Here is a 26,787-nt window from a genome sequence, read left to right on the forward strand (position 1 = left end):
TCGCACTCGCTGCGCGCCAAAGTCGCTAGCGCGGTTGCGCCGATGTGGTCGTCGTTGCCGGTGAAATGAGAAATGTCGCGGCAAGTCCCAGCGTGAGGAACGCCGCGGCTAGGTAACTGCCCAACTCGACTCCATGGGCCAGCGCCTGGCGCGCGGCATCGGCGACGGCCTCGGTCTGGGGTTGACGCGCGAACCCGTCGATGGCAGCACCCGCACTGCGGACGACCGCACGGGTGAGCGCATCGGATTGATCGGCTGGCACCCCGGTGGACGTGAGAGTGCTGCTGAGCCGTGCGCTGATAGCGCTGAAGAAGGCCGTCGTCAGCACGGCGATCCCGAGGGCCGAGCCCAGCTGCCGGAACACGCTTTGCATGCCCGAGCCTTGACCGGAGCTACGTTCGGGTACATCGGCGAGCACCACGTTGGTCACCTGAGCAGTGGCGAATCCGATGCCGATCCCATACACGAACAGCGCCGCCGCGATGGCCCACCAGGTGCTGTCGGGCCGGGCGATGTAGCCGAGCGCCGCCAACCCCAGTGCCTCCAGTGCCAGCCCGATGCGCACCAATCCCAACGCCGAGATACGTGACGTCATAGCGAAACTGGCGCCACTGGCGACGAAACTGCCGAGTGCAATGGGTACCAAAGCCAATCCCGCCTCAACGGCGCTGTATCCCAACGCGAACTGCAGCCACAGCGGAAGGACGGCCACGATGCCGAATTCGCCCACCCCGATGATCAGCGTGGCGATATTGCCGTTGCGGAACGAGCCGATGGAGAAGAGCCGCACGTCCATCAGTGCGGTGGTCGGCTGTGCGGGATCGATATCGCGGGTCAGCGTGACCTGGCGGATGACAAAGGCGATGAGGGACAGCGCTGCCAGGACAAGTGCGACGAAAACCGGTGACACGTCGAGCGTCCAGCGCATGCCGAGCACCTCGAAGGGCTCGGTGCTGCGGACCCACCCGTAGGTGCGACCGTCAATCAGACCGAAGGCAAGCAATCCCAGCCCGAGGATCGAGAACACCGCCCCGGCGACATCCACGCGTGCCTGAGTGCGCGGTGAGCGGGGGATGAACGCCAGTGCGCCGATACAGATCACTGCGACAAGCGGGATATTGATGCCGAAAGCCCAACGCCACGAGGCGTGTTCGGCGAGCCATCCGCCGAGCAGCGGACCAAGGGCCGTCGCGGCTCCGATGGTCGACCCCCAGACGGCGAACGCCTGGCCCCTGGCCTTTCCGGTGAACTGCGCATTGAGCAGTGCAAGCGACGTCGGCAGGATCAGCGCCGCCCCGGCACCTTGCAGGAAGCGGGCCAGTATCAACCAGCTTCCGGTGGTGGCCATACCGGCCAGCAGGCTCGTCACACCGAAAATCACTACCCCGGTAAGGAAGACGCGGCGGGCGCCGAGAATGTCAGAGAATCGTCCGACAAGCAGCAGCAGCGCCGCGAAGACGATTGCGTACGACTCCTGTACCCACTGCGCCTGTGCCGACGTGACGCCGAGGTCGCGCACGATCGAGGGGATGATGACGTTGACAATCGTCGTATCGACGACGATCAGCGCCACTCCCAATGCGATGGCGGCCAAGCCCAGCCACTTGCGGGCACCCACTGGCACGGACGTCCTCAACGGCCTGTGGCTTCAGAATCGCTCTGATCCCATGCCGCGACGGGCAAGGTCAGATAGACGCCAGCAGTCTGTTCGTCCTCGATGACGTGTCGTACCGCGTCGTGGATTGCCTCGGCGCGACGCTGACGGTCCTGCGCTCGGTCGCTGAACCACTTCGACTTCACCTCGACGAGTACGTCGATATCGAAACGGTCGAAGGGGCCGACCTCGTGGAACCGGATCAGGACGTCACCGGGTTGTAGATGGTGGTCATAAGGCTCGTCCGTGCATTGCACCGCCAGCGAGACCGCGTCGGGAAGGACTGCGGCGAGCCGTGTGCGAGTGCCATCTGTGACGGTGGGGCCGCAGGTGATGTCGATCAGTGGCATCTGGTCTACACGGAGAGGTCGCGGCGCAGCTTCGCGACGTGTCCGGTGGCTTTCACGTTGTACTGCGCCACTTCGATCTTGCCCTTTTCGTCCACGACGAAGGTGGACCGGATGACACCCTCGACGATCTTTCCGTAGAGCTTCTTCTCACCGAAGGCGCCGTATGCGGTCAGCGTCGTCTTGTCGGGGTCGGACAGCAGCGGGAAGTTCACGCCATCGCGTTCGCGGAACTTGGCGAGTTTCTCGGGCTTGTCCGGGGAGATGCCGATGACGTCGAGGCCCGCCTCGTTGAGCTGGGCGAGGCTGTCACGGAAGTCGCAGGCCTGTTTGGTGCAGCCGGGCGTCATGGCGGCCGGGTAGAAGTAGATGATGACCTTGCGGCCCTTGTAGGAGGACAGCGACACCTTCTTGCCATCGGCGTCGAGCAAGGTGAACGCCGGGGCCTTGTCGCCAACTTCGAGCCGCTTGGTTTCCGCCATGACCGATGCCTTTCTGTTGACCCGTACAGTTGTTGCCCTAGGGTAGTTGCTTGAGTTTCAACCGCGGACGTGGAGGAGTACACGTGGCCAGGGATCCCGAGGCAATCAAGGCCGATATCGACAAGGCCCGCGATCAGCTCGCGGCGACTGTCGACACCCTGAGTGACCGCGCAAATCCGCAGCGTCTGGCTGAGGACGCCAAGGCCTCGGTGCTGGCGACTCTCAACAAGCCGGCCATCAAATTCACCATTCTCGGTGTCGGCGCTGTGGTTGCCGCACTGGTGGCGCGCAAGGTTGTGCGCAAGTTCCGTCGCGACTGATCAACCTGCGCTAGCAGGTGTGGTGGCGACTCTTTCTGTCGCGTTGACGTGCAGTTAGCTATATTGGGCAAGTGGAGCTTCGCTTGCTGCTTGAACCTGCCCGGGTTCGCTATCTGGCCGCGGTGGTCTATGGATGGCTGATTGCTGGGTTTCTGATTGTCGCGAGGCTGCAATGGGATGGCGTGGGTGTTCAGATCACTGTGCTCCTTGCGTGCACCGTTCTCGGGCTGGTCGGCGGGTGGGCGTGGGGCTTTGAGGTTCGTTCCTACGGGAAACTCATGTCGGATGTCCGGGCAGATCAATATCGCGACGTGTACCGGGCGATCACACGCGGGCCCGTGCCGGAGGATCCAGCTTTGCGATCGGCAGCCATTGCGGTCGCACGGCGGTACCTGAACCAAGCGATGCAGGGAAGACGCTTCGGCATCGGAATGTCTGTGCTGTGGATTGGCGCCTGCGTATTCAACGCGCGAGCGATGAACTGGGACGGGAGTGCTCCGAACGTCTCGGTAGCGTGGCTGGCGTTCGCGGTCCTGGCGGCATTCCAGGCCATACAGAATTTTCGCGTTCCGCGGCTCGTGCAGGCGCGGTTGCAGCTGCTGACGGCTGCTGACCAGCCGGTAGTGGGTGAACCCGTATGACGGTCCGACTGGAGCTCTCCCCGCTCTGGGTACAGCTGCTCGCATCGATCACGATCTGGTGGGCAATGGGAAGCCTCGCGTTGGGCTTCTGGCGGTCAGGTGGGCAGCAGCCCCGCGAGCACGTGGGTTGGTGGATCGCCGTCGGTATTGGCGGGATGGTGTTTGGGGCACTGGGTGCGGCCATAGGACAGGTAGAAGGTGTGAAGTATCGCGCCGTCGTGAAAGATATTGCACCCCAGCATTCTCGGCAGGCCGCGAGGATTTTGGTGCGTGGCGCAATGCCCACCGATCCTTCGGTAAGAGTCGCGGCTATTCGTCTGGCTGACGTGTATTTGTGGCGCGCCGGGCAGCTACCCCGATTCTTCGGGCCAATGATTTTGTCCGCCGTCGTTATCTGGACCGGTATGGCGATTCTGCAGGGCTTTGATGGGGGTGCAAATCCCGCGATCGCAGTGACTAACCTGCCGATCTGGCTGTGCTTGGCCGTGCAGATCTACTACGTCGTTCCGCTTGTCGAAGCACGACGCGTTCTGATGCTGAATTTCGAAGGCGCGCAAGCCTAGAACTCGAAACGCAGGATGCGCGCGGAACGTCTCATCGACGGGCTGTATCGCGCCAGCCGAGACGATATCTGCAGCCACTTCGGAAAGAGTTCCACCTCGGGGGCGTCCACCAGGCTGAACTCTTCAACGAACCGCAGCTTCGGGTTCCAGCGCTCCGGGGTACGCGGATCGTCATAACCCTCGAACCCGCGCAGCTGATTGACCTTCTTGAACATCTTCTGTGGAAACAGCTTTGAGATCCACACGCCCACCACCATGCGGCCGTAGTCGTTGAATGCGAGCTGTCCGCTGGGAAAGTGATCGGTGACGGCGCGCATCGTGGCGATGATCTGCTCCTTGGTCAGGAACGCGAAGAACCCGTCGGCGACCACCATCGCCGGACGGTCCGACGGTATTGCGTCGATCCACGTCGGGTCGGTGACCGACACCCCGATGGTGTGCTCACCTGCCCCCGGGGGCATGACTTCATCGCGCAGCCTGGCCATCCCAGGCAGATCGACGCTGTACCAATCGACGGTAGGTGGCGGTTGGATGCGTCGATACCCGTCGTCGAGACCCGCTCCGAGATCGACCACTACCGCGTTGGGGTGCTTGACGATGAACCTCCGCACGCGATCATCGAGAAGTTTTGCGCGTAAAGAGGATTGGCATACCACAGGGGTTATTACCCCCAGTGCGTCGAAGTCGTAGTTGATCGCGGCGACAGCGGCTGTCGCTCCCGGATCCGGAAGGATCGGTCGCTGCCAGCCGTCATTGACGGCCCGTGCCTTCAGGGTGAGAAAGGCGGTCTCTTCCTCCGGGGTGATTCCGCTGGTGTCGATGCTCATACCGTCGACTATACAAACGTGTAGTCAATTGTCCAGGCGTGTAATATGTGGCGATGGAGACCGTGGACCCTGACGACCTCACCGCCCGCGCCCGCATCCGCGACGCCGCGCTGCATGAGTTCGGTGAGAGGGGGTACGACGGTGCGACCATTCGAGGCATCGCCGCGCGAGCGGGGGTTTCCTCCGGGTTGTTGCGGCACCACTTCGGGTCCAAGCAGGAACTGCGCGAGGCATGCGATGAATACCTCGTCAAGACGATGCGGAACATCAATGAGCAGGTCCGGACAAACGTGGAACGCGGTGATGTGCACTATGTTTCGGCGCGCATTCCGATCGGCCAATACCAGGACTACATCACCAGGGCTTTGGTCGACGGCTCCGCGGGCCAGGTGTTCGACGAGATGGTCGCTATGACCGAGGGCTGGCTGGCCAGTGCCGACCAGAATCGTGTGTTTCCGGCCGATATCGACGTCAAGTCCCGTGCCACCGTCATCACCGCGATGGCCCTGGCGGTGCCACTGCTTCAGCAACATGTTTCGCGTGGGCTTGGTGTTGATGTCGGTTCGCCCGAGGGTGAGCTGAAAATGGCGGCCACGCTCGTCGATATCTACGCCAACCCTCTGCTGACCCCTGAACAGGCAAATTCGGCTCGTGAGGATCTCGCGCACAGAATGGGATAGCTGTATTTATCGCGCAATATTCGCTGCAGGCATCGCATTTGCCCTACTACCTGGTTACTCTATGGGCGTGCGAAGTTTCCGCGCGCGGCTGGAGTTTCGATGATTGTTGTCGCTGGTCTGAGGGTAGATGCGACCGTGGCCAAAGCTGCGGCGATGCTGCTGTACGTCGTCGGATTCGCGTTCACGGTGTTCTTCGGCATCGATAGTGTGCGGCTTGCCGTGGTGTTTCTCGTCGGCATCGCAGCGACGGCACTGCACTACTGGCCGGACCGTGACAAGTTCGACCGGATCTCGATAGCGGTTGCGGTCGGCCTGATGCTCGCCTTTGCGCTCGACGCATGGTCGACCTGGGTTATCGACGGGACGCTGGTGCCGGGTATCGGAATCGGCGTGGCGCGCCTGTTGGCATGGCTGCTCTCGGTCGCCGGCATTCTGGCGTTTCCGCGCCGGCTCATCGACAGGGATGCCGACGGCTAGGCCCCGGTTCGTTCCAGCCGTGATGGCCGCGTCAGCAGGTACGCGAGCACCCCGGCGGTGCGGGGCGAGCGTGCCTTCGACCACCTGAACAACAGCCCGCGCAGCAGCGGTGCCGGTGACCACCAGAACCACTTGCCCAGCAGGCCCGCCACCGCAGGCACGACGAACGTTCTGACGATGAGCGTGTCGATGATCAACCCGACCCCGATGGCGGTGCCCACCTGCTCGATACTCAAAACGTCACTGGAAAGCATGGCGAACATGGTGATACCGAAGACGATCCCGGCCGTCGTGACCACACCGCCCGTGCCGCCGAAAGCGCGGATCATTCCCGTGCGCAGTCCGGCGCCGTCCAGGAAGATCTCCTCACGCATGCGCATGGTGAACAGCAGGTTGTAGTCGGCGCCCACCGCGACCAACGCGATAAGGGCGATCGAGGGAACCGACCAGTGCAGGTCGCGCCCCAACATGTCATGCCAGATCAGAGTGGTGATTCCCAGCGCCGAGGCGTAGGAGATGACCACGGTGCCGATGACCACCGCTGCTGCCACCGGGCTGCGCAGCATCACCAACACGATGAGGAAGACCAGCGCCAGCGCCACGGCCGCCAGTAGTAAGAAGTCGTCGCTGACATATCCGCGCAATTCGGCTGTGCCGGTGCCGAATCCAGCGATGTTCACGGTGCTACCGGCGAGGGTGCCCTCCTTGGTGGCCTCGGTCACCGCGAGGGTGATCTGCGGAGACCGGTGGGCGCCGTCCGCGCCGAACACTTTGCCGTCCCCGAACACCAGCATGCGGGTCGAGCGGCCGTCTGGGGCGAAGTACAAGCCGGCGGCGCGCTGGAAGCGCGGGTCCTGCCAGGCCCGCTGGGGTAGGTAAAAACCTCCCTCGCCGCTGCTGCGGAAATCCTCGCGCATGGCGCGCAGGTATTCGGTCAGCCCGGAGAACATGGTGCGTGTCTCGCCGACCGCCTTGGTCAGTTGATCGGTGATCGTGCTGAGCTGCGCCACCGTCGCTCGCATGTTCTTGACCGAGTCCACCGCCCCGGAGAAGGATTTCTGCATTCCCTGGGCGCCGGTACCGAACTTGGCAGTGCTGGCCGTCAGCGATGCGGTTGCCGCCACCACGGAATCCATCGGTTCGACCGCCTTGAGAACCAGCGAGCAGATGCCGTCGTTGGCACAGTTGGGGTTGCCGTTGGTGAAGTTCCGTAAAGGCTCCATGTAACCGGAGACCTGGGACACGTTGTCCTGCAGTGCTTTCATTCCCGAGTGCATGTCTCCGACGCCGCCGTTGAGTTCGCCCAACCCGCTCACGCCGCCCGCGAGACCGTTCTGCAGTTGCGCGATCGCCTTGGAGAATTGGCCCAGCGTTGCCGAGAGCTGGTCCACGGCTCCAAGACGTTGGCTCATCTGGGTGGTTCCGTCATCCAGCTGATCGGCGATGATTCCCGCTTGTTCGGTCAATGCCGCCTGCTCGGGGATGGCACCTGCCGGGCGCGAGGCCGACTGGACCATCCGAATGCCAGGAATCTCCATGAGCTTCTTGGTGACTCGCTCGATACCGATGACTCCTGCCGGGTTACGCAAATCATGGTCGGATTCGATCGAGACGATCTCCGGCAGCAATCGGTTCGGCGGGAAATGCCTGTCCATCGCCTGGTAGCCCCGGTTGGCGTGTGTGGAAAGCGGCTGCGAGGCAAGCTCATCGAAGCCGAGGCGTAGGCCGGCCACAGGAATGGCGCACACCATGAGCACTAACGCCGAGCCGACGAGGACGGGCCCGGGCCAACGCGCGACCATGGTGCCCACTCTGCGCCACCGGCGCCCCGGCTGTCCGCGTAGTGGGCGGGGCTGGGCCAACCCGCGGCGGCCGGCCAGCCCGATGAGCGCGGGAAGCAGCGTCAGCGATGCCGCCATGCCAGTGAGGATTCCTATGGCACAAGGTAATCCGGCGCTGCGCAGCATGCCTACCTGGGCGAACATGAGGCAGGAGAGGGCGGCGGCGATGGTCAGCCCGGAGGCCGCGATGACCGGCGCCACGCTGCGGTTGGCGATTTCGAGTGACTGCTCATGCGCTAACCCTGAACGTCGCTGTTCGTGATAACGCCCGAGTAGGAAGATGCCGTAATCGGTCGCCGCGCCAAGGACCAGGGCGGCCAGCAGCGCGACCGAGAAGATGGAGACCTCGATGAGATTGCGTTCCCCGAGGAAGGCGACGATGGAGCGCGCCACCCCCAGGCCCATGCCCACGGTGATCAGAGGAATGGCAGCGGTGATGGCAGATCGGTAGACGGCGAAGAGCAGTACCGCGATGAGCACCACGGTGACGCCGGTGATCATCAGCATCTGGGTATCGATGGACGTGAGCTCGTCGGCGATGGTGGCGCCGGGCCCGGTGACCCAGGGGTGCATCCCAACTGGTGCCGGTTCGTCGGCGACGATCTTCCGGACCGCGTCCAGGGACGCGTTGGCCTGCGCACCACCGAGTTCCCCGGTCACGCGCAGCATGGTGTACGCCGCTTTTCCGTCTGGGCTGATCGCGCCTTCGGCGGTCAGCGGGTCCGCCCACAGGTCCATCGCCGAATCCAGATGGGCGGTGTCTGCGCGTAGCTTCGCCAGGAGCCGATCGTGATACTGGTGCTCGACGGGCCCCAATTTGTGGTCGCTCTCGAGGACCAGGTAGTTGAGGTTCCCGCCGTCGCCGTCCTGGAACTGCCTGCCCATCACGGCGCCCGCGGTATTCACCGGGGCACTTTGTGGCAGGAACCCGCGCGCGTGGTTATGTGCCGTGCTTTCCACCTGCGGCACAAGCAGATTGCCTGCCGCTGCGGCGAGTACCCAAATCCCGATAACGAGAAACGCGTATCGGCTGCAGAACCTTGCGATGGCTTCCCACATGCATGCCGACGCTACGGAGAGGCGGTGGGGCCGTCGTCGTGCTGTGGGCGAGACTTGCTCTCCTACCGTGGTAGGAGACGCGAATCCGCGCGAAGCATGATGTGTGACGTCCTGACCGCCTCTACGCTGGCGCTATGGATTGGTTCCGGGAGACTGCGTTGCAGCGCCGTGCTCTGGTGCCGTATGAATTTCCGTGGGCTGTGCCGCTGGTCATGTACAGCAGCACACTGCTCATCGTGGGTTGCTCTGTCCTGCAGCGAGGTTTCACCCGTCCGTGGCTGCTGGCCTTAGCGGCTCTGCTCGCGTTGACCCCGATACTGTCGTTCATCATCGCTGGTCGCAAGCTGAACGCGTTCTGGACGGTGGCGTTCGCGCTGGCGGGGGTCGGGTTGTTTCTCACCTGGCCGCCCAATGTCGTCGATGGTGCGCCCTTCCTGCTGATGTTCACGCTCGGGGAAGTGGGAGCCATCGCGTCGGTGCGCGCTGGTCTTCTCGCGGTTGGCGCCTGCGTGGCACTGCTCGTGGCGGCCGAACAGCTGCATCACCTTGGGACCTTCTCGCTCTACATGGTGTTCTTTGTGCTCTGCGGATGGTTGATCGGGCGCATCATGCAACTACAACAACGCCTGCTCTTACAGGAACGCGCACAGCAGGTGCGCATGCTGGAGCAGGCAGCTTCCGATGAACGACGCCGCATCGCACGTGAAATCCATGATGTGATAGCGCATTCCCTGTCCGTGACGATGCTTCATCTGACCGGGGCGCGGCGGGCATTGCAGGAGGATCACGATGTCGATGATGCCGTTGCCGGATTGCTCGATGCCGAACGTCTTGGGCGTCAGGCGATGTCGGATATCCGCGGCACGGTGGGGTTGTTGAGCACTGGACCCGGCGGAACCGAGCCGATGCGGCTGTCTCCAGAACCCGGCATCTCCGATATACCTGATCTGGTCGCTGATTTCACGGCGGCGGGGATGGCAGTGGAATCACATATCTACGGGTCGGGTGAGTCCGTCAGCGCTGGAGTGGGTTTGGCGCTGTACCGCGTGGCTCAGGAATCTTTGGCCAATATCGCCAAGCATTCGCCAAGGTCGTCGGCGGCGGTTCTCCTTGATATCAACGGGTCGGCGGCCAGTTTGACCGTGAGTAACGACCTGGCCGCGGGATTACCCCACGATGTGTGCTCGGGAGGCGGGCTCGCAGGCATGCGGCAGCGCATTGAGATGCTCGGCGGCGAATTCCGGGCCGGGCGGGCGGAGGACGGCTGGACAGTTTCGGCCAGCGTCCCATTGGAAACCGATGGGGCTCAGTGCCGCGTGCGGCGAAAGGTGTTATGGCGTCATGACTGATACCGAAGTGGCCGTGCTGCTGGTCGACGATCAGGAGTTGGTGCGCACGGGACTGCGCCGGATTCTGCGCCGCAAGGACGGATTCTCGATTGTCGGGGAGTGCGCGGATGGCAGTGAGGTAGCAGCGGCGGTCACCCAGGCGCGGCCCGATGTGGTGATCATGGATCTGCGTATGAAGCAGATGAGCGGTATCGAGGCGATCCGATTACTGCACGCCGCCGAGGGGCCGCCGGCATTGGCACTGACTACATTTGACGACGACGAGCTGCTGTCCGGTGCGCTGCGTGCCGGCGCCGCCGGGTTCATTCTCAAAGATTCTCCGGCCGAAGAGCTCGTGCGCGCCGTGCACGCGGTCGCCCGTGGTGAGGCATATCTGGATCCGTCGGTAACCTCGCGGGTTCTCAGTGCCTATCGACGCGCCCCCGCGGCCAGTACCGGTGCCGCCGAGGACAAGCTCACCGTGCGGGAGCTGGATGTGTTGGCGCTCATCGCATCCGGCGCGAACAACTCCGAAATCGCTGAGCAGCTGGTGATATCCGAGGTGACGGTCAAGAGCCACATCGGCCGAATTTTCGTCAAACTCGATCTGCGAGATAGGGCCGCGGCCATCGTGTACGCCTACGACCACGGCATCGTGACGCCCAAATAGGGTTACTGGGTCTCTTTTACGCGAAGCCCCTCGATGGCTTCGTGCAATTCTTCAAGCTCACGGCGCAGATAGTCGCGGGTGGCGACTTCGCCCACCGCGAGCCGCAGTGCCGCCAGCTCCCGAGCCAGATATTCGGTATCGGCCTTGGTTTGTTCAGCGCGCCTGCGGTCCTCTTCCAGCGACACCCGGTCGCGGTTCTCCTGGCGGTTCTGGGCCAGCAGGATCAGGGGCGCGGCGTAGGCGGCCTGGGTGGAGAAAGCAAGGTTGAGCAGGATGAAGGGATAGGGATCCCATTGGAAGCCCACCGCGAAGAGGTTCAGGATGATCCAGACGATGACGAACACCGTCTGCATGGCGAGATAACGTCCCGTGCCCAGGAACCGGGCAATGTTCTCGCTGACCCGGCCGACTGCCTCGACATCGAGGCCGAGCGACAGACGCCGGGAGGTCCGTGGAGTATCGAGCCGCTGCCGCGCCGATGCGTCGCTCACGAACGGTTACCTCCCGTCACGCTCTCGGGTTCGTCGGCGCGCCAGCCGTCGGGCATCAAGTGATCCAGTACGTCGTCGACCGTAACGGCGCCGAGCAAGTGGTTCTCCCTGTCGATCACGGGACCGCACACCAGGTTGTACGCGGCGAAGTAACGGGTGACCTCGGCCAACGGCGCCTCGGCATCCAGGTAGGGCAGGTCGGTATCGAGAATGCCGCCGACCATCGCATAGGGGGGCTCACGCAGCAGCCGCTGCAGGTGGACACATCCGAGATAGCGCCCGGTGGGTGTCGCCGTGGGTGGCCGGACCACGAAGATCAGCGAGGACAACGCGGGAGTCAGATCCGGATCACGCACGCGGGCAAGGGCTTCGGCCACCGTGGTGTTGGGGCTCAGGATCACCGGTTCCGGGGTCATCATGCCGCCGGCGGTGTTGGGGGAGTGGGTCAGCAGCCGTCGGACGGGCTCGGAGTCCTCCGGATCCATCAGCGCCAGAAGCGATTCGGCCTCTGCGGGCGGCAGTTCGCCCAGCAGGTCGGCGGCGTCGTCGGGGTCCATGGCCTCCAGCACGTCGGCGGCGCGCTCGTCTTCCAGCTTGGTGAGCACCTCGGCCTGATCGTCCTCGGGAAGCTCCTGGAGGATGTCGGCCAGCCGTTCGTCATCGAACGCGCCGAGCACCTCGTCACGCCGCTTGGGCGGAAGCTCACGGATCGCATCGGCAACCTCGACGGGGCGCATGCCCTCGAACTGGAGCATGAGCTGGGCCACGCCCTGTCCGGGCAGGTTGAGCGCCGACGGCGTCAATCCGTGGATGTGGTTCCATCCGGTGACCTGTACGCCGCTACGCCGGCCCAGTCGTCGTGGGCTGCGCACGGCCACCCGGGTGACCACCCAGTCGCGGGTGCGGGTCTGCTCAAGGCCTAGATCAACCACGACGAGGTCGACACCGTCGAACTGTTCGAGCTCGGGGTCATCGGTGCGCACCGTGGTGTCCAGGACCTGCCCGAGCACCAGTGCCTCGCTGGGACGCTGTTCGAAGCGGCGCAGTGAGACGTTTCCGGTGTTCAGCGTCACCGATCCGGGCTCAATGGCGGTGACGCGCAGCATAGGCACGAATATTCTTCGGCGCGTGAGCATTTCAACAACCAGGCCAATGACCCGCGGCTGTTTTCGGGCAACGCCGATCGCGATCACGACATCGCGCACCCGTCCGATCGATTCGCCGTCCGGGCCGAGAACCACCAGGCCTGAGAGCCTGGCTGCGAACACCTTGCTCACTGCGGCCATGGTGCAAGGTTAGGGGGTAGGCCTTGCGGCGCCCTGCGCCGGTGTCGTGAGTTGGATGCCTAGGTGCCGATTCCGCCGTACATGAGGGCGATGACGGCGGCCGAGAATCGCTCACTGTCCTGCACCTCGCCGCCCCGTGAGGCGTGCAGACCGGTGGCCAGAATCATCCCGGTCACAGCTCGGGCGGTGTATTCGGTATCGAGATCGGCACGCAGATAGCCTTTTTCGACCCCGTGACGCAGGTAGGCCTCGGTCAGTTGGTCACTTGTGGAGAGCATTCCGAAGACGCGCTCGCGTAGCTCGTTATCGACCGAGCCCGCTTCCAGCAGAAGCAGCGGCAACTGGGGGTTGTCCCGGAACAGGTCTGCGAGCGCGGCACCGATACGCACCGACTGCTGGCGGTACTGCTCGATATCGTCGGCCAGCCCCGCGGCGTTTTCCGCGCCGATCGCCTGAAAGATCTGTTCGGTGACGTCGTCGATGACATGCTCGATGATGTCCCGCTTGCTCTTGAAGTACCGGTAGAAGGTCCCATGGCCGATCCCGATCCGCCCGGCGATATCCGCGACGCCTGTCGCGTGGTAGCCCTGCTCGGAGAAGCACGCGAACGCAGCGTCCAGAATCTCTTGCCGCATCTCGAGCTTCTTGCGCTCGGCGCGACTGAGTGTGGACGGGCTGGACGTCATAAGCGGCGATCCTACCGACCTTGACACTTGTCGAGAATGACATATCATTCCGAAACTGACAAGCCATTCCGTTGGAGGTTGATGTGAGTCGTTATCCGAAGATTGAGCTGCCAGGCGCGGTGGTCGTCATCACCGGTGGAGCCAGGGGAATCGGTGCTGCCACCGCGCGTCTTTTCGCCGATAAGGGGGCCGATGTCTGGATCGGCGATGTCGATGACGTGGTCGCCAAAGAGACCGCGGACACGATTCCGCGTGCACAGTCCGGTGCTCTCGATGTCACCAAACCCGAGTCCTGGGCCGGGTTTCTTGATCGGGTGCGCGCCGAGTCGGGTCCGATCGACATCCTGATCAACAACGCGGGCGTGATGCCGCTGGGCGGATTTGTCGAGGAGAACGAACGCACCACCGATCTGATTCTCGATGTGAACGTGCGCGGTCCGCTCAACGGTGCGCGGGCCGCGTTGCCCGAGATGGTGGCGCGGGGGCGTGGGCACATCGTCAACGTGGCGTCCATGGCAGGCAAGCTGGCCGTCCCCGGCATGGTCACCTATAACGCGTCCAAGTTCGGTGCGGTCGGGCTTTCCGTGGCGCTGCGCAAGGAGTACGCAGACAGCGGCGTCAGCATCAGCTCGGTGCTGCCGAGCGCGGTCCGCACCGAGTTGGCCTCGGGCGCACCGCTGGGCAAGGGGATGCCGACCGTCGATCCCGAGGATGTGGCGGCCGCGATCGTGCGCAGTGTCGACACTCGTCGCGCGCAGATCTCGGTGCCGGGCTGGCTCGCATTCGGATGGGGGCTGGTGGATCTTTTTGTGCCCGAACCACTTGAGCGACTTGGCCGCCGGCTGATCGATGACCGTCGTGCACTGACCTCACTGGACCTGAACGCCCGCGGCGCGTACATCGAACGCATCGAGCGGCAGAGCAAGGAGCACCAGAAGTGAGCGAACGGCGCAGTCCCAGAGTTGTCGTCGTCGGCGCCGGTATGGCCGGAATCGCGGTGGGGCACAAACTCATAGAGGCCGGTTTCGACGATTTCTCCATTCTGGAGAAGGGCGATGACGTCGGTGGCGTCTGGTACTGGAACCGCTATCCGGGGCTGACCTGCGATGTGCCCTCCCAGGCCTATCAGTACCCCTTTGCGCCACGCACGGACTGGCCACGGCTCTTCGCCACCGGTCCAGAGATTCAGGCGTATCACCGCACGGTCGCCGAGGATCTGGGCGTCATGTCTCATATTCGGTGCGGGCAGGAGGTCACCGCCGCAGAGTTCACCGGTACGGGCTGGCGGGTTACCACCGCGGCGGGGGAGGTGCTGGAATGCGATTTTCTGATTGCCGCCACCGGCGTGCTGCACCACCCGAACATCCCCGACATCCCAGGGCTCGACAGCTTCCGCGGCAAGGTGGTGCACACCGCGCGGTGGGATGACTCGGTGCAGCTGGAAGGAAAGCGTGTCGCCGCGATTGGAACGGGCTCTACTGGGGTGCAAGTGGTTTCGGCGATGCAGCCCATCGTCGAGCAGGTGACCTCATTCATCCGGACACCGCAATGGGTGCTGTGGGCACCGATGGCGATGCGGCAGCCAAAGTTCGTCTCCAAGCTGCTGGAGGCGTTGCCCACCGAACGCATCGTGCGATTCAGTGCGTTGACGGGCACCGACGCGTTGGTGAACATCGTGACCCGGCCCAGCTGGGGTCGGCGGCTGGTGCAGCAGTACGCGCGGGCGTGCCTGCACCTGATCCGCGACAAGGAGTTGCGTCAAAAACTGACCCCGGATTACGAGCCGCTGTGCAAGCGGCAGGTCTTGTCCGGGTCGTTCCATCGCGCTGTCCAGAAGCCGAATGTCGAGATCGTCACCGACCGCATCGACAGGGTCACGCCCACCGGCATTGTGACGGTCGACGGTGCCGAGCGCGAATTCGACGTGATTGTGCTGGCCACCGGATTTCAGGCGCACAACTACATGCGGCCGATGAATCTGGTTGGCAAAGACGGATATTCGATTGATGAGGCATGGGAAAAGGGGCCCAAGGCGTACCGGATGACCGCCATCCCCGGCTTCCCGAACTTCTTCACCGTGCTCGGCCCCAACTCGCCGACCGGATCGATCTGGCTTCAGCACACGGCCGAGCGCACCGCCGAATACGTCATCAGCTGGCTACATCGTTTCGCCCGTGGCGAGATCACCACGGTTGAAGTGAGCCGCGAGGCGACCGATGAGTTCAACGTCCAAGCGCGTGAGGCGATGAAACCCACGGTGTGGGCGACCGGGTGCAACTCCTGGTATCTCACCGAGGACGGATCGGTAGACCTGTGGCCCTTCGATCGGAAGACCATGGAGCGCATGCTCGCCTCACCCGAGGAGAGTCACTACATCGTGCAGTGACGCGCGTTAGCGCAGATTGAACGTCGACGGATCGGGGCCGATGCGACCGTCGGCCGCGTCGAGCCCGGTGATGCGCTCTACCTCGTCGGTGCTGAGTTCGAATCCGAACACATCGAAGTTGGCCGCGATGCGCGCCGGCGTCACCGACTTGGGAATGACGACGTTGCCCAGCTGAAGATGCCAACGCAGGATCACCTGCGCTGCGCTCACCCCGTGGCCCTCGGCGATGGCGCCGATGGTCGGGCTATCCAGGATGGTGCCCTGGCCAAGTGGCGACCAGGCCTCGGTGAGAATGCCGTACTCGGCGTGGAAGGCGCGCAGCTCGGTCTGGGTGAACCGGGGATGCAGCTCGATCTGGTTGAGAGCAGGCACTTCTCCGGTTTCATCGATCAGCCGCTGGAGATTCTCGACGGTGAAATTGCTGACCCCGATGGCCTTGGCTCGGCCGTCGGCCTGGATCCGCTGCAGCGCCTTGAAGCTGGCCACGTACTCGTCGAGTTCAGGCACCGGCCAGTGGATCAGGTACAGGTCCACATAATCGGTGCCCAGCCGCTCCAGGGAGGCGTCAAACGCGCGTAGCGCGCTGTCATAGCCCTGATCGGCATTCCACAGCTTGGTGGTCAGGAAGACATCCCCACGGGGAACCCCGGACTGCGCGATGGCGCGGCCCGTGCCTTCCTCGTTCTCGTACACCTTCGCGGTGTCGATGCTCCGGTATCCGACCTGCAGGGCGGTCGATACCGCCGCCTCGGCTTCGTCGCTAGGCACCTGCCAGACGCCATAGCCGAGCTGGGGAATCGTGGTACCGGAATTGAGCGTCACGTTGGGGACTATCTGGGGAACCGTCACGGTCAACCCAACGCGGGGCGTCACGGAGTATTCCCGGGGGGCTCGGGGTAAATGAAACGCCCCACTCCCAATGCTGGGAGTGGGGCGTTTCTGGTGGTGCGCCGTCAGGGGCTCGAACCCCGGACCCGCTGATTAAGAGTCAGCTGCTCTACCAACTGAGCTAACGGCGCGTGAACGTGCGTGGAAGACCTTAGCAGCCTCGGAGCCCGTAACGAAAATTGTCATCCCCCCGATAGCCCGGTCGCGGTTATTGAGGTCGTCGCCGACCATCCTGAACCCGTACAATCATCGGTGAGTTTGCGCATCAAGTTTCAAAGGGAGCAAAGCATGACCCAGGGTCGTCCACGCCTGCTGGTTGGCGCGCGTCGGCGGTGGGCCACCGCGCTCGCACTCCCGATTGTGGCCATGGCTGTGCTGGCCGGATGCACGGATGCCACCTCCAAGGAACCGCCGAAAGTCATTGACAAGGCAACGCCTTACGCGGATCTGCTGGTGCCCAAGCTGGCGATGTCGGTCAAGGATGGAGCGGTCGGCGTCCCGGTCGATGCGCCCGTGACGGTGACTGCGGGCGAGGGCGTGCTCGGAACCGTCACCATGGTCAACTCCGACGGCAAAGAGATTGCCGGTGAGGTCGGCGCCGACGGTGTGACGTGGTCCACCACCGAGCCACTCGGCTATGACAAGCAGTACACCATCAAGGCCGATGCCAGAGGTCTTGGCGGCGTGGCACGCGCCAATGCGTCGTTCCGCACTCATTCGCCGGACAACATGACGATGCCGTATGTCATGCCGGGTGATGGTGAGGTGGTCGGTATCGGTCAAACGGTCGCCATCCGGTTCGATGAGAGCATCCCGAATCGGGCGGCGGCGGAGAAGGCCATCAAGATCACCACCGACCCGCCCGTCGAGGGTGCTTTCTACTGGTTGAACAACCGCGAAGTGCGTTGGCGCCCAGAGGCGTTTTGGGAGCCCGGAACGTCGATCGATGTGAAGGTCAACACCTATGGGGTGGACCTGGGCAACGGCGTCTTTGGGCAGGACAACGTGACGTCCCGCTTCTCCATCGGCGACGCGATCATCAGCCGGGTGGATGACAACAACAAGGTCGTCAACGTCGAGCGCAACGGCGAGATCATCAAGACGATGCCGACCTCGATGGGTAAGGACAAGGCGCCCACCAACAACGGCACATACATCATTGGTGAGCGGTTCAAGGATCTGATCATGGATTCCTCGACCTATGGTGTCGCGGTCAACTCGCCCGACGGCTACCGCACCAAAGTGCAGTACGCCACCCAGATGTCCTACAGCGGGATCTACGTGCACGCCGCACCGTGGTCCGTCGGCGCGCAGGGGCGCACCAACACCAGCCACGGCTGCCTGAACGTCAGCACCGCGAACGCGAAGTGGTTCTACGAGAACACCAAGCGCGGTGACATTGTGATTGTTTCCAATACGGTTGGCCCCGTTCTTCCTGTCACCGACGGGCTTGGCGACTGGAACATTCCGTGGTCGCAGTGGAAGGCCGGAAACGCCCGGAACTAGCGTCGCCGCAGACGAAAAAGCCCCCGACACGTCGAGCGTGCGGGGGCTTTTCTGCGAACTGGTCCGCTTCTAGCCTTCTATGACCTTCTGGTCGAGGACCCGCTTGGACGGCACCATGATGATCGACTTGGAGTTGTCACGATCGCGGTAGGCCGACTCCAGGATGGACGGGATGCTCTCGAGCTTGCCGTGCACGCTCATCAGCTGCTCCAGAATGGAAATACGTTGCTGGCCAACCTCTTCCACGGAGCGGCGGGCCTGGTCCAGGCGACGCTCGATCTGCTCGTCGGCCAGACGCAGGCGGCGGTCAGCTTCTTCCTTGGCGTCAGCGAGACGCTTCTCGCACTCGGCCTGGGTGCTGCGTCGCTGCTCGTCGACGGCTGACTGGGTCTCCGTGCGCAGCTTGGTCAGCTCTTCGTCCAGTTCGGTTTCCGCCTTCTCGCGCCGCTTGGTCTCGGCGGCGCGTAGCCGCTCGGACTCGCTGACGGCCTGGGCAACAATCTGATTGGCTTCCTCGCGGGCGCGGGCCATCACCTCGGTGTACTCGGTCTCCAGCGCGCTCTGCCGGGCCGCCATATCGGCCAGCATTTCTTTGTGCTTGGTGCGCATGGCCTCCGCGTCGGACTTGGCCGAGGCAACCAGGGCTGCCGACTCGGTGCGCGCCTCGTTCTGCATCTCGGAGACCTCGTCGACCGCGATGCGCAGCATCTTGGCCATCCGGTCGGTCATCGCGTGCGCCGAGGGGGAGGTGTCGCTGAGGTTGGACACCTCATCCTTGAGCGAGCCGATCTGCTTGGTGGCGTCCTCGAGTCGGCTCTTGAGCGTCTCGACGTCGTTCAGCCCGGACTGGTGCATGATCGTCAGCCGGCTGATGTACTCGTTGACCTCAATGGGGTCGTACCCGTTGCGGGTGCGGGTGAAGTTCCGAGTGGACTCGTTGGTGGTGGTCGCGGTCACTGGTACCCCTTGGAAACAGGTGCGGAAAGAGTGGATGGACGTTAGCCCGCGAAGAGTATGACACGCGTTACCAGTTCTCGTATACACCTGTTGGTAAAGACTGGGTCATGACGTAACCAGATTTGTCATCACTCGACGTGCCTGGTCATAGCACCAATATTGATCGGAACGTTCAGGATTTCATCGGCATCAGCATGCGGGCAGAAGGTTTCCTGCGGTCGCGATGCTCTGTATTCATGATTAGCTGACGGCTTCTGGCGGCGGTCACTGTCGACGTGCACTTTTGGAGCCTGTCGGTTTGCCATGGATCGCGTAATGAAACGTATCGCCTACACAGGGCGTTTCCTGAAATCGATCTTGATCGCTTAATCCCAGGTAGCGATGGTGTGAATTACCTGATCGCGGTATGGGTTACCGGCGAGCAGCCGGGGTGTGATCGTGCCGCGGCCGTATCGCGGACCAGGAGGAAGAACGGAACCGCAGTGCCCGTTCCGACGCCGAATGACGCGGCAGGTTGTGTCCGTAGAAAGCGGAATCGCCGCCTACTTGCGTAGACGGCGATTCCGAAATGGGGTGGCTGACGGGACTCGAACCCGCGACAGCCAGGATCACAACCTGGTGCTCTACCAACTGAACTACAGCCACCATTGCCGCGCGAAGCGGCGTGAAAGATCTTAACCGGTGATGGCGCCTTAGGCCGAATCGGTATCCGCAGCGTTGTCCAGGTTCGCCACGATCGCGACAAGGTCACTGGTAGAGGGCCCGGGGTCGGGAACGAACGCCGCGCGCCGGTAGTAACGCAGCTCGCGGATCGACTCCTTGATATCGGCCAGCGCCCGGTGGGCCAGGCCCTTGTCGGGCTGGCCGAAGTAGATCCGCGGGTACCAGCGGCGGCAGAGCTCCTTGATGGAGCTGACGTCGATCATTCGGTAGTGCAGGAACTCGTCGAGCGCCGGCATATCCCGTGCGATGAATCCGCGGTCGGTGGCAATGGAGTTCCCGGCCAGGGGAGCGACCTTGGCCGAAGGCACATGCTGGCGGATGTAATCGAGTACCTGGGCCTCGGCCTCTTCCAGAGTGACCGTCGACTTGCGGACCTCATTGGTGAGCCCGGACTTGGCATGCATGTCCTTGACCACCGGAGGCATCGCGGCCAGCGCCGCATCATCGGCGTGAATGACGAGGTCAACGCCTTCGCCGAGGATGTTGAGGTCGCCGTCGGTGACCAGGGCGGCGATCTCGATCAGTTTGTCTGAGCCGAGGTCGAGCCCGGTCATCTCGCAGTCGATCCAGACCAGTTCATCGCGTGGGGCACTCACAGTCTGACCACATTAGCGGTACGTGCGATCCGTGAGTGTGACGTCAGCACGGAATTTCGCGAGCAATCCCGTGTCGACGCCACACTGAGCGATGACGGAGACGGTTGGGGGCATTAGGGTCGTGGCCATGGCCGAGCAGACCACCGCGGGATCCACGCCCGCACAGCAGATCGCCGCCGGATACGCCACCACAGGTCAGGCACTTGAACTGGGGTCGGTCGTGGTCGACGGCAACGTCGATCCTGCGGCGCGTATCCGCATTCCGTTGGCGACCCTCAACCGGCACGGCCTCATCGCCGGCGCGACCGGTACCGGTAAGACCAAGACCCTTCAGGTGATCGCCGAGCAGCTCAGCGCCGCGGGGGTGCCGGTGGTCATGGCCGACGTCAAGGGCGACCTGTCCGGCATCTCCAAGCCCGGCGAGGCCAGCGACAAGACGGCGGCACGTGCCAAGGACACCGGCGACGATTGGGTGGCCTCGGACTTCCCGGCAGAGTTCGTCTCCCTCGGTACCACCGGAATCGGTGTGCCCGTCCGCGCCACCATCCGCAGCTTCGGGCCGATTTTGTTGTCAAAGGTGCTGGGGCTCAACGCCACCCAGGAATCCACGCTGGGGCTGATCTTCCACTGGGCAGACCAACAGCAGTTACCACTGCAGGACCTGAAGGATCTGCGCGCGGTCATCACGTACCTGACCAGCGATGAGGGCAAGGCGGACCTGAAGAACCTCGGTGGCGTGTCGGCGGCGACGGCGGGCGTGATCCTGCGTGCGCTGATCAACCTGGAGGCCGACGGCGGCGATACGTTCTTCGGCGAACCCGAAATCGATCCGAACGATCTGATGCGTACATCCGGAGACAAGGGCGTCATCACGCTTGTCGAGCTAGGGGCGCAGGCTGCGCGGCCGGTTCTGTTCTCCACTTTCCTGATGTGGATTCTGGCCAACCTGTTCACGAAGCTGCCCGAGGTCGGCGACGTTGACAAGCCGAAGCTCGTGTTCATCTTCGACGAGGCGCACCTGCTGTTCGCCGACGCGTCGAAGGCGTTCCTGGAGCAGGTGGAGCAGACGGTCAAGCTCATCCGGTCCAAGGGTGTTGGCGTCTTCTTCTGCACCCAGCTGCCTACTGACGTGCCCAACAACGTGCTCTCGCAGTTGGGTGCGCGCATTCAGCACGCGCTGCGCGCCTTCACGCCCGAGGACCAGCAGGCCCTTACCAAGACCGTCAAGACCTATCCCAAGACCGACGTGTACGACATGGGCACGGCGCTGACCTCGTTGGGCATCGGCGAGGCCATCGTCACGGTGCTCTCCGAGAGAGGCGCGCCGACGCCGGTGGCGTGGACCCGGATGCGCGCGCCGCGTTCGTTGATGGCCGCCATCGGTGACGACGCCATCAAGGCCGCCGCCGCGTCCAGCCCCCTGCAATCCAAGTACGGCCAGACGGTCGATTCGCGATCCGCCTTCGAGGTTCTCGCCGAGAAGGCGGCCCAGGCAGCACAGGACGCACCCATCGAGGCTCCCGCGAAGAAGGGCGCTAAGCCGGCACCTGAGAAGCCCAGCTGGTGGCGGCGCCTACTCAGCAACAGGAGCTTTCAGAGCTTCCTCAGCGCGCTGGGCAAGCAGCTCATCCGCAATATGGGCAAGAAGTAAGGGCTGTCGAGTCGATCGTCGATCTAGCCGTCCGCTGTCCGTTTCGACTGTGGCACAAAGCCTTCGGGCAGCATCCGGGAGCGCTGCCAGAGGAACTGCACCAGACGGCCCTCCAGCATGTTGGCCTCATCCATGGCGCGGACAAGGCGCTCGCCGAAGAACCGTAGATTTGCGTGATAGTGCGGATTGCGTAGCGCGGCCCACGTTGCCTTGAGAGGCGGAAGCCCGGCGTCGCGGTACACGGCCGGTTGCACCATGACCAGTGGGATTACCGATGCCCCGGCGGCGACGATTACGCGCTCGACGGCCATTCGGGCGCGGCCCGTTCGTGTGACCGCGCGGTTCAGCGCCGTGCGGGCGTAGCTGATGTGACGAGCCTCTTCGATGACGTGAATCTTGGCGATCGCACGGGTGCGGGGCTGCAGCGTCTCGTCATTCATGGTCTGGCGCTGCAATCGGTCCAGTATCTCCTCGACCATGAGCATCATCGAGAAGATCGTCGCGGACAACGGTGCGAGCGCGGTGATGCCCACCAATGCCCGGGCGATCTTGGGCGGGTTATAGCTGCGGTCGCTCAACGTGTTGATCTGGCGGCCGAACATCACCGAGTGGCGACACTCGTCAGCGACTTCGGTCAGAGCGTATTGCGCTGTGGCGCTGCGGGGATCGCTGACCGAGGCCAGTTTGAGCATGGGGTGCATCAAGGCGCTCTCGGCGAGAATGCCCCAACTGGCCAGGGCCGATGCCTCCAGCCGCCCGAGTGTGATCTTCTCGTCCTCGGTCATCCGCTCGAACATTTTCGTGCCGAACAGCGAGATGTACTTGTCGGGCACGTAGCGCAGGCCCGGCACGTCGGGGGCGTCCCAATCGACATCCACTTCCGGGTTGTAGGAACGCTCGACCGATGAGCGCAGGAGCCGCACCGCCGCGCGTTCGATGGGTGAGTCGTCGTGATCGATGGGCGTTTGCGACATGACATGCCTCCCGCTGCTCAGTCCGCCATTCCGTAGGTAGTACCGAAAAGTACCGGGTACTTCGCGTATCGTCAATGGCATGGCGGATGGCGGTGATGCGCGGCGCGACCGGTGGGCTCAGCACAAGGTCCGGGTGCGTCGAAAATTTGTCTCGGCGGCGGTGGTGGCAATCGAGAGAAACGGCCCGTCGGCCACGGTCGAGGACGTCGTCCGCGCGGCGCACTCCGCTAAACCCAAGCTGTACAGGCATTTCGAAGACCGCAACGACCTTTTCGACTCGGTGGCGCAGGCCATGGTGGGCGCCATCCGGCGGCGACTGACCTCGGCCGTTGACATCGCCGTCCCGCCGCGAGAATCCGCGCAGCGCGCCGCATCCCGCTTCATCGAGCTGGTGCGGCGGTATCCGCAGTCGACCCGATTCCTTTTCGAACATCAGATGGTGAGTGTGCGCGGAAAGTCCGCCCCGGCGCTTCGGCATGATGGGGCCATCGCCGAACTGGCCGCGGCGATGTCATCGTTCCTCGAGCGTGTCAACGTGCATCCCGCCGGTGTCGATCAGCTGGCCGCCGCATTGATCGGCACGGCGGCGACGACGGCGATATGGCAAGCAGCGCAGGGTGCCACGCCCGAGGAGGCTGTGGGCCAACGACTTGCCGAGACGTTGTGGGCCTCGGTCGACGTCTTCCTGCGGTCCAAGGGCGTCATCGTCGACCCCGACCACGTGCTCGATCAGAGCCGAGTCGAGACCGCCGGCGCCACGCTACGTGACTTGCGGGGCGAGGGTCAGTCGCCGAGCTTCTTATAGAAGCTGCCCACGATCGGGGCCACTATGGCGCGCGGTGCGTACCCCGCGGCTACCGACATTGCCTTGGAAGTGATGCCGGGCACGACGCGCATCTTGTTGCATTCCAATGCATTCAGTGACACGCGAGCGGTGTACTCTCCGTTGATCCACAGGAAGTCCGGGACCACCTTGTCGACAATCGAGGCTTCGGCAGGGTCGGGTTCGACGGTGCGCACCGGTCCCGGTGCCAGCAGCGTGACATGCACCCCGGTGCCCTTGAGTTCGCCGCGCAGCGACTCGGAGAAGGTGTTCGCGAATGCCTTGGTCGCGGCGTAGGTGGCATTGTTGGGAATCGGAGAGTTCCCGGCCGCCGATCCCGAGATGAGGATGCCGCCGGCCCCACGCTCAAGCATGCCCGGCAGCACCGCCAGCGTAAGGTCATGCACCGCAACGGCGTTGAGCTGCACCTGCTTGCGTTCGCCCTCTGGATCCAGGCCGCGGATGGGCCCGAACGTTGCGGTCCCCGCGTTGTTGCACAGGATCGAGATGTTGCGCTCGGACAACTCCGTGCAGAGGGCGCCACGCGCACCGGGGTCAGCGAGGTCCACTGCGCGCACCTCGACGATCACCCCCGTCTTCTCGGTGAGGGTGTTGGCCAGGTCATTGAGGATCTCGCCACGGCGAGCGGTGATGATGAGGCTGTGTCCGCGGGCGGCAAGCTCTTCGGCGAGCGCCGCTCCGATCCCCTGAGAGGCTCCGGTGACAACGGCGCGGGCATCGGGACTTGGTGCGGGTATCGGCATGGGGCAATCGTAAAGGTTGCCCATTGTGGGCCAAGCTACGCTTGTCGTTAATGAGCATGCCTGGCGTCGAGGAGCCTGTGGGGCGTCACGACCCAGGACCGAGCCGACAATCGGACACCCCCACCTCGCGTGGCCGGATAGCTGCCTGGGCGGCGTTTGACTGGGGATCCGCGGCCTTCAACACCGTCATCGTGATGTTCATCTTCACGCCGTATCTGACGGGCCGAGTCGGCGCCGGGATGCCCGACGGCGTCCCCCAGGGACTCCTCGGCTGGATGATGGGCCTGGGCGGTGTCCTTGTTTTCCTGCTCGCTCCGGTGATCGGGGTATGGGCCGACACGCCGCAGCGGCGCCGTATCGCGCTGGGCACACTCACCACATTGGTGGTGCTGGTCGCCACGGCGATGAGCCTGGTGCGTGAGGACAACCGCTACCTCTGGCTGGGTCTCGGGTTGTATTGCGCGGGTTCGGTATTCAACGAACTAGCGCAGGTTCCCTACAACGCGACGCTGCACGGGCTCACCACATCGGCCAACGCCTCGCGGGTATCCGGGCTCGGCCTGGCGGCCGCCTACATCGGCGGCGTGGTCGTTCTGCTGATCTGCTACGTGGGCTTCATCTCGGGGGACGGGCCGACCCGCGGCCTCTTTCACATACCCGCTGCCGACGGATACGACGTGCGGGTCTCGGCGTTGTTGGCGGCGGCATGGTTCGCGGTGTTCGCGCTGCCGCTGGTGCTCAGCCGTCCGGCGGCCGATCCGGAGGACCCGCCGCCGAGCTCGCCCGGGTTTTTCGGGGTGTATCGGGAGTTGTGGCGTGACCTCGTGGAGCAGTGGCGCATGGATCGGCGCATCATCTACTTCCTGGGGGCAAGTGCGATCTTCCGCGACGGGATGGTCGCGATGTTCGCGCTGACCCCCGTCATCGCCAACGGGGTCTTCCACTTATCCGGGGCGGACATCACGTTGTTCGGTGTGGCCGGGAATGTGATGGCGGCGGCCGGGGCGATTGTTGGCGGTTTGATCGACACTCGTTTGGGTTCCAAGGGGATCATCGTCGGCTCCTTGGTCGCGATTGTCACCCTCGGCATCGTGATGATGTGCCTGTCCGGTGAGCTCTCGTTCTGGATCTGTGGGCTCGCGATCGCCGCGTTCGTCGGTCCGCCCCAGTCGGCGGCCCGAACGCTGGTGCTGCGCATGGCGCCGGCGGGCCGGGAGGCGTTCGTCTTCGGCCTCTACACCATGACCGGGCGGGCGGTCTCTTTCGTCGGTCCGTGGCTTTTCGCCGTCTTTGCGCTGCTGTTCCACGCCACCCGTGCGGGAATCGCCGGCCCGGTGCTGATGATCGCGCTGGGAATGGTGGCGGTAATGTTGGTGAAGGTTCCCCGGTACCACCCGGTGACCGGCGAAAACATCAGCGGCGCAAGCTAGCCCATACCGCTACAGGTCGCCATCTTTCCCGAGGTGGTGCTCTTCTGCGCTCCGTTGACGAGCAGGGTGCAGGAGACGTCGTGCGAGAAATCGGCGGCGATCACGACGGCGTTCGTCAACTGTTCGGAGTTGAGCTTGACTTCCTTGCGCCACGGCAGCTTGACGTTGAACTCCATCTGCAGGGAGCCGCTGGTGTCGAAGTATGTGATGTTGAGGGCGGGGCCGCGTCCGGACACCTCATAGACGACAGTCTCGGTGGCCGCCTGACTTCCCTGTGTCGGAGGATTCACCGGAATGGGGGGAATGGTGAAACTCGGTATCGGCGGGAGGCTCGGCACGCTGGGCGCGGTGGTCGTCGAGGTTCGGGTGGAGGGAGTGGCGATAACTGTGGGGGGCTGCTCATCCTGGCGCTGGATCAGAACGACGAGCGTGGCGATGAGCGCGATGATGACGACCAGCGCCCCGATGCCGACGACCCACAGCCAGAAGGTGTTCGAACGGCGCGGGGGCGGGGGATCCTGTGGGGGAGGACCGTAAGACCCGTATTGCTGCGGCAGCACAGCCGTTTGGTTGGGCTGGGCAGTGCTGGAGAGCGCGGGATACTCGAACGCCTGCGAGGCGTAGGCCGGGTCATCGGGGTAATCCAACGGTTGGCTGGACTGCGACCACGACCCGTATGACGTGGAGCCGCCCTGGGCGGCCGCATCGTCGCGGCGGTTGCTGTCCATGGCCGCCAG

General features: G+C 63.8%; 27 protein-coding genes and 2 tRNA genes. 13 read left to right on the forward strand and 16 right to left on the reverse strand.

The features are described from left to right. Nucleotides 1-25 precede the first annotated feature (25 nt). Genes HBA99_RS07715 through bcp form a run of 3 tightly spaced genes read right to left on the reverse strand, consistent with a single transcriptional unit; the run spans nucleotide 26 to nucleotide 2,483 of the window. The gene (locus HBA99_RS07715) at nucleotides 26-1,618 is read right to left on the reverse strand and encodes a DHA2 family efflux MFS transporter permease subunit (protein ID WP_234798038.1); all 1,593 of its coding nucleotides are present in this window, start codon (nucleotides 1,616-1,618) and stop codon (nucleotides 26-28) included. A gap of 14 nt (nucleotides 1,619-1,632) precedes the next feature. Then, nucleotides 1,633-2,004 (reverse strand): hypothetical protein, encoded by a 372-nt coding sequence (locus tag HBA99_RS07720; RefSeq protein ID WP_070931094.1) that lies wholly within the window; start codon nucleotides 2,002-2,004, stop codon nucleotides 1,633-1,635. Between the two features lie 5 nt (nucleotides 2,005-2,009). Then, nucleotides 2,010-2,483, reverse strand: coding sequence for a thioredoxin-dependent thiol peroxidase (bcp, locus tag HBA99_RS07725; RefSeq protein ID WP_057968580.1), 474 nt, complete (start codon nucleotides 2,481-2,483; stop codon nucleotides 2,010-2,012). A gap of 83 nt (nucleotides 2,484-2,566) precedes the next feature. Between bcp and HBA99_RS07730 the strand changes: the two genes are divergently transcribed. The 3 genes from HBA99_RS07730 to HBA99_RS07740 all read left to right on the forward strand — a co-directional run bounded on the left by HBA99_RS07730 (nucleotide 2,567) and on the right by HBA99_RS07740 (nucleotide 4,007). Continuing rightward, the gene (locus tag HBA99_RS07730) at nucleotides 2,567-2,803 is read left to right on the forward strand and encodes a DUF3618 domain-containing protein (RefSeq protein ID WP_030094977.1); all 237 of its coding nucleotides are present in this window, start codon (nucleotides 2,567-2,569) and stop codon (nucleotides 2,801-2,803) included. 71 nt (nucleotides 2,804-2,874) lie between these two features. After that, complete coding sequence (locus HBA99_RS07735; RefSeq protein WP_070931095.1) at nucleotides 2,875-3,444, forward strand: hypothetical protein; 570 nt, start codon at nucleotides 2,875-2,877, stop codon at nucleotides 3,442-3,444. Continuing rightward, the gene (locus tag HBA99_RS07740; RefSeq protein WP_070951308.1) at nucleotides 3,441-4,007 is read left to right on the forward strand and encodes a hypothetical protein; all 567 of its coding nucleotides are present in this window, start codon (nucleotides 3,441-3,443) and stop codon (nucleotides 4,005-4,007) included. Before HBA99_RS07735 ends, HBA99_RS07740 begins: the two co-directional genes overlap by 4 nt. Here HBA99_RS07740 and HBA99_RS07745 read toward each other — a convergent pair. Further along, the gene (locus HBA99_RS07745; protein WP_070931097.1) at nucleotides 4,004-4,834 is read right to left on the reverse strand and encodes a class I SAM-dependent methyltransferase; all 831 of its coding nucleotides are present in this window, start codon (nucleotides 4,832-4,834) and stop codon (nucleotides 4,004-4,006) included. The two genes, HBA99_RS07740 and HBA99_RS07745, sit on opposite strands and share 4 nt — an antisense overlap. 53 nt (nucleotides 4,835-4,887) lie before the next feature. Between HBA99_RS07745 and HBA99_RS07750 the strand changes: the two genes are divergently transcribed. Both HBA99_RS07750 and HBA99_RS07755 read left to right on the forward strand, forming a co-directional pair. Then, the gene (locus HBA99_RS07750; RefSeq protein WP_070951307.1) at nucleotides 4,888-5,514 is read left to right on the forward strand and encodes a TetR/AcrR family transcriptional regulator; all 627 of its coding nucleotides are present in this window, start codon (nucleotides 4,888-4,890) and stop codon (nucleotides 5,512-5,514) included. A gap of 99 nt (nucleotides 5,515-5,613) precedes the next feature. Next, entirely contained in the window at nucleotides 5,614-5,991 is a 378-nt protein-coding gene (locus HBA99_RS07755; RefSeq protein WP_057965094.1) for a hypothetical protein, read from the forward strand. Here HBA99_RS07755 and HBA99_RS07760 read toward each other — a convergent pair. After that, nucleotides 5,988-8,891: an MMPL/RND family transporter gene (locus HBA99_RS07760; protein ID WP_070951306.1), complete on the reverse strand. Its 2,904-nt coding sequence runs from the start codon at nucleotides 8,889-8,891 to the stop codon at nucleotides 5,988-5,990. The genes HBA99_RS07755 and HBA99_RS07760 overlap by 4 nt on opposite strands. Nucleotides 8,892-9,025: 134 nt before the next feature. Here HBA99_RS07760 and HBA99_RS07765 point away from each other — a divergent pair, with 134 nt between their 5' ends. Together HBA99_RS07765 and HBA99_RS07770 are read left to right on the forward strand one after the other, a co-directional pair. Beyond that, nucleotides 9,026-10,240 (forward strand): sensor histidine kinase, encoded by a 1,215-nt coding sequence (locus tag HBA99_RS07765; RefSeq protein WP_070949974.1) that lies wholly within the window; start codon nucleotides 9,026-9,028, stop codon nucleotides 10,238-10,240. Then, a complete protein-coding gene (locus HBA99_RS07770) occupies nucleotides 10,233-10,889 on the forward strand; it encodes a response regulator (RefSeq protein WP_057968575.1) in 657 nt (218 codons plus the stop codon). The genes HBA99_RS07765 and HBA99_RS07770 overlap by 8 nt, the downstream gene beginning before the upstream one ends. A 2-nt stretch (nucleotides 10,890-10,891) precedes the next feature. Here the strand turns inward: HBA99_RS07770 and HBA99_RS07775 are convergent, their stop codons facing one another. The 3 genes from HBA99_RS07775 to HBA99_RS07785 are packed head-to-tail and all read right to left on the reverse strand — an operon-like array spanning nucleotide 10,892 to nucleotide 13,352. Next, entirely contained in the window at nucleotides 10,892-11,380 is a 489-nt protein-coding gene (locus HBA99_RS07775; RefSeq protein ID WP_030094985.1) for a DUF1003 domain-containing protein, read from the reverse strand. Further along, the gene (locus HBA99_RS07780) at nucleotides 11,377-12,666 is read right to left on the reverse strand and encodes a magnesium transporter MgtE N-terminal domain-containing protein (protein ID WP_030094986.1); all 1,290 of its coding nucleotides are present in this window, start codon (nucleotides 12,664-12,666) and stop codon (nucleotides 11,377-11,379) included. The genes HBA99_RS07775 and HBA99_RS07780 overlap by 4 nt, the downstream gene beginning before the upstream one ends. Before the next feature lie 59 nt (nucleotides 12,667-12,725). Next, complete coding sequence (locus HBA99_RS07785; RefSeq protein ID WP_046253032.1) at nucleotides 12,726-13,352, reverse strand: TetR/AcrR family transcriptional regulator; 627 nt, start codon at nucleotides 13,350-13,352, stop codon at nucleotides 12,726-12,728. 83 nt (nucleotides 13,353-13,435) lie between these two features. Here HBA99_RS07785 and HBA99_RS07790 point away from each other — a divergent pair, with 83 nt between their 5' ends. Next, nucleotides 13,436-14,293, forward strand: a complete 858-nt coding sequence (locus tag HBA99_RS07790; protein WP_057968574.1) for an SDR family oxidoreductase — start codon at nucleotides 13,436-13,438, stop codon at nucleotides 14,291-14,293. Next, nucleotides 14,290-15,738: a flavin-containing monooxygenase gene (locus HBA99_RS07795; RefSeq protein ID WP_070951305.1), complete on the forward strand. Its 1,449-nt coding sequence runs from the start codon at nucleotides 14,290-14,292 to the stop codon at nucleotides 15,736-15,738. Before HBA99_RS07790 ends, HBA99_RS07795 begins: the two co-directional genes overlap by 4 nt. Before the next feature lie 6 nt (nucleotides 15,739-15,744). Here HBA99_RS07795 and HBA99_RS07800 read toward each other — a convergent pair whose 3' ends face one another. Together HBA99_RS07800 and HBA99_RS07805 are read right to left on the reverse strand one after the other, a co-directional pair. Then, nucleotides 15,745-16,560 carry an aldo/keto reductase gene (locus HBA99_RS07800; protein WP_070951304.1) on the reverse strand — a complete coding sequence of 272 codons (816 nt, stop codon included), beginning with the start codon at nucleotides 16,558-16,560 and terminating at the stop codon, nucleotides 15,745-15,747. A gap of 121 nt (nucleotides 16,561-16,681) precedes the next feature. Beyond that, nucleotides 16,682-16,757 (reverse strand) — tRNA-Lys (locus tag HBA99_RS07805). A 157-nt stretch (nucleotides 16,758-16,914) separates the two neighbouring features. On the opposite strand from HBA99_RS07805, the gene HBA99_RS07810 reads away from it, so the two are divergent. Then, entirely contained in the window at nucleotides 16,915-18,132 is a 1,218-nt protein-coding gene (locus HBA99_RS07810) for a L,D-transpeptidase (RefSeq protein WP_070922536.1), read from the forward strand. A 69-nt stretch (nucleotides 18,133-18,201) separates the two neighbouring features. Here the strand turns inward: HBA99_RS07810 and HBA99_RS07815 are convergent, their stop codons facing one another. The 3 genes from HBA99_RS07815 to orn form a co-directional block, all read right to left on the reverse strand. Next, entirely contained in the window at nucleotides 18,202-19,089 is an 888-nt protein-coding gene (locus HBA99_RS07815; RefSeq protein ID WP_057968570.1) for a DivIVA domain-containing protein, read from the reverse strand. Nucleotides 19,090-19,658: 569 nt separating this feature from the next. Next, nucleotides 19,659-19,734, reverse strand: a tRNA-His gene (locus HBA99_RS07820). 47 nt (nucleotides 19,735-19,781) lie between these two features. Continuing rightward, nucleotides 19,782-20,408 (reverse strand): oligoribonuclease, encoded by a 627-nt coding sequence (orn, locus tag HBA99_RS07825; protein WP_030095049.1) that lies wholly within the window; start codon nucleotides 20,406-20,408, stop codon nucleotides 19,782-19,784. A gap of 127 nt (nucleotides 20,409-20,535) precedes the next feature. Here orn and HBA99_RS07830 point away from each other — a divergent pair, with 127 nt between their 5' ends. Further along, nucleotides 20,536-22,059, forward strand: a complete 1,524-nt coding sequence (locus HBA99_RS07830) for a helicase HerA-like domain-containing protein (RefSeq protein ID WP_070952295.1) — start codon at nucleotides 20,536-20,538, stop codon at nucleotides 22,057-22,059. A gap of 23 nt (nucleotides 22,060-22,082) precedes the next feature. On the opposite strand, the gene HBA99_RS07835 is transcribed toward HBA99_RS07830, so the two are convergent. Then, entirely contained in the window at nucleotides 22,083-23,033 is a 951-nt protein-coding gene (locus HBA99_RS07835; protein ID WP_070951303.1) for an AurF N-oxygenase family protein, read from the reverse strand. A gap of 79 nt (nucleotides 23,034-23,112) precedes the next feature. Here HBA99_RS07835 and HBA99_RS07840 point away from each other — a divergent pair, with 79 nt between their 5' ends. Next, a complete protein-coding gene (locus HBA99_RS07840; RefSeq protein ID WP_070951302.1) occupies nucleotides 23,113-23,838 on the forward strand; it encodes a TetR/AcrR family transcriptional regulator in 726 nt (241 codons plus the stop codon). Here the strand turns inward: HBA99_RS07840 and cmrA are convergent. Further along, a complete protein-coding gene (gene cmrA / locus HBA99_RS07845; protein ID WP_070951301.1) occupies nucleotides 23,817-24,620 on the reverse strand; it encodes a mycolate reductase in 804 nt (267 codons plus the stop codon). The genes HBA99_RS07840 and cmrA overlap by 22 nt on opposite strands. 56 nt (nucleotides 24,621-24,676) lie before the next feature. Here cmrA and HBA99_RS07850 point away from each other — a divergent pair, with 56 nt between their 5' ends. Continuing rightward, entirely contained in the window at nucleotides 24,677-26,050 is a 1,374-nt protein-coding gene (locus tag HBA99_RS07850) for an MFS transporter (protein WP_070952294.1), read from the forward strand. On the opposite strand, the gene HBA99_RS07855 is transcribed toward HBA99_RS07850, so the two are convergent. Next, on the reverse strand, nucleotides 26,047-26,778 hold the full coding sequence (locus HBA99_RS07855) for an MmpS family transport accessory protein (protein WP_070951300.1): 732 nt from the start codon (nucleotides 26,776-26,778) through the stop codon (nucleotides 26,047-26,049). The genes HBA99_RS07850 and HBA99_RS07855 overlap by 4 nt on opposite strands. Nucleotides 26,779-26,787: the final 9 nt, after the last annotated feature.

The sequence above is a fragment of the Mycobacteroides chelonae genome (assembly GCF_016767715.1).
Taxonomy (GTDB): domain Bacteria; phylum Actinomycetota; class Actinomycetes; order Mycobacteriales; family Mycobacteriaceae; genus Mycobacterium; species Mycobacterium gwanakae.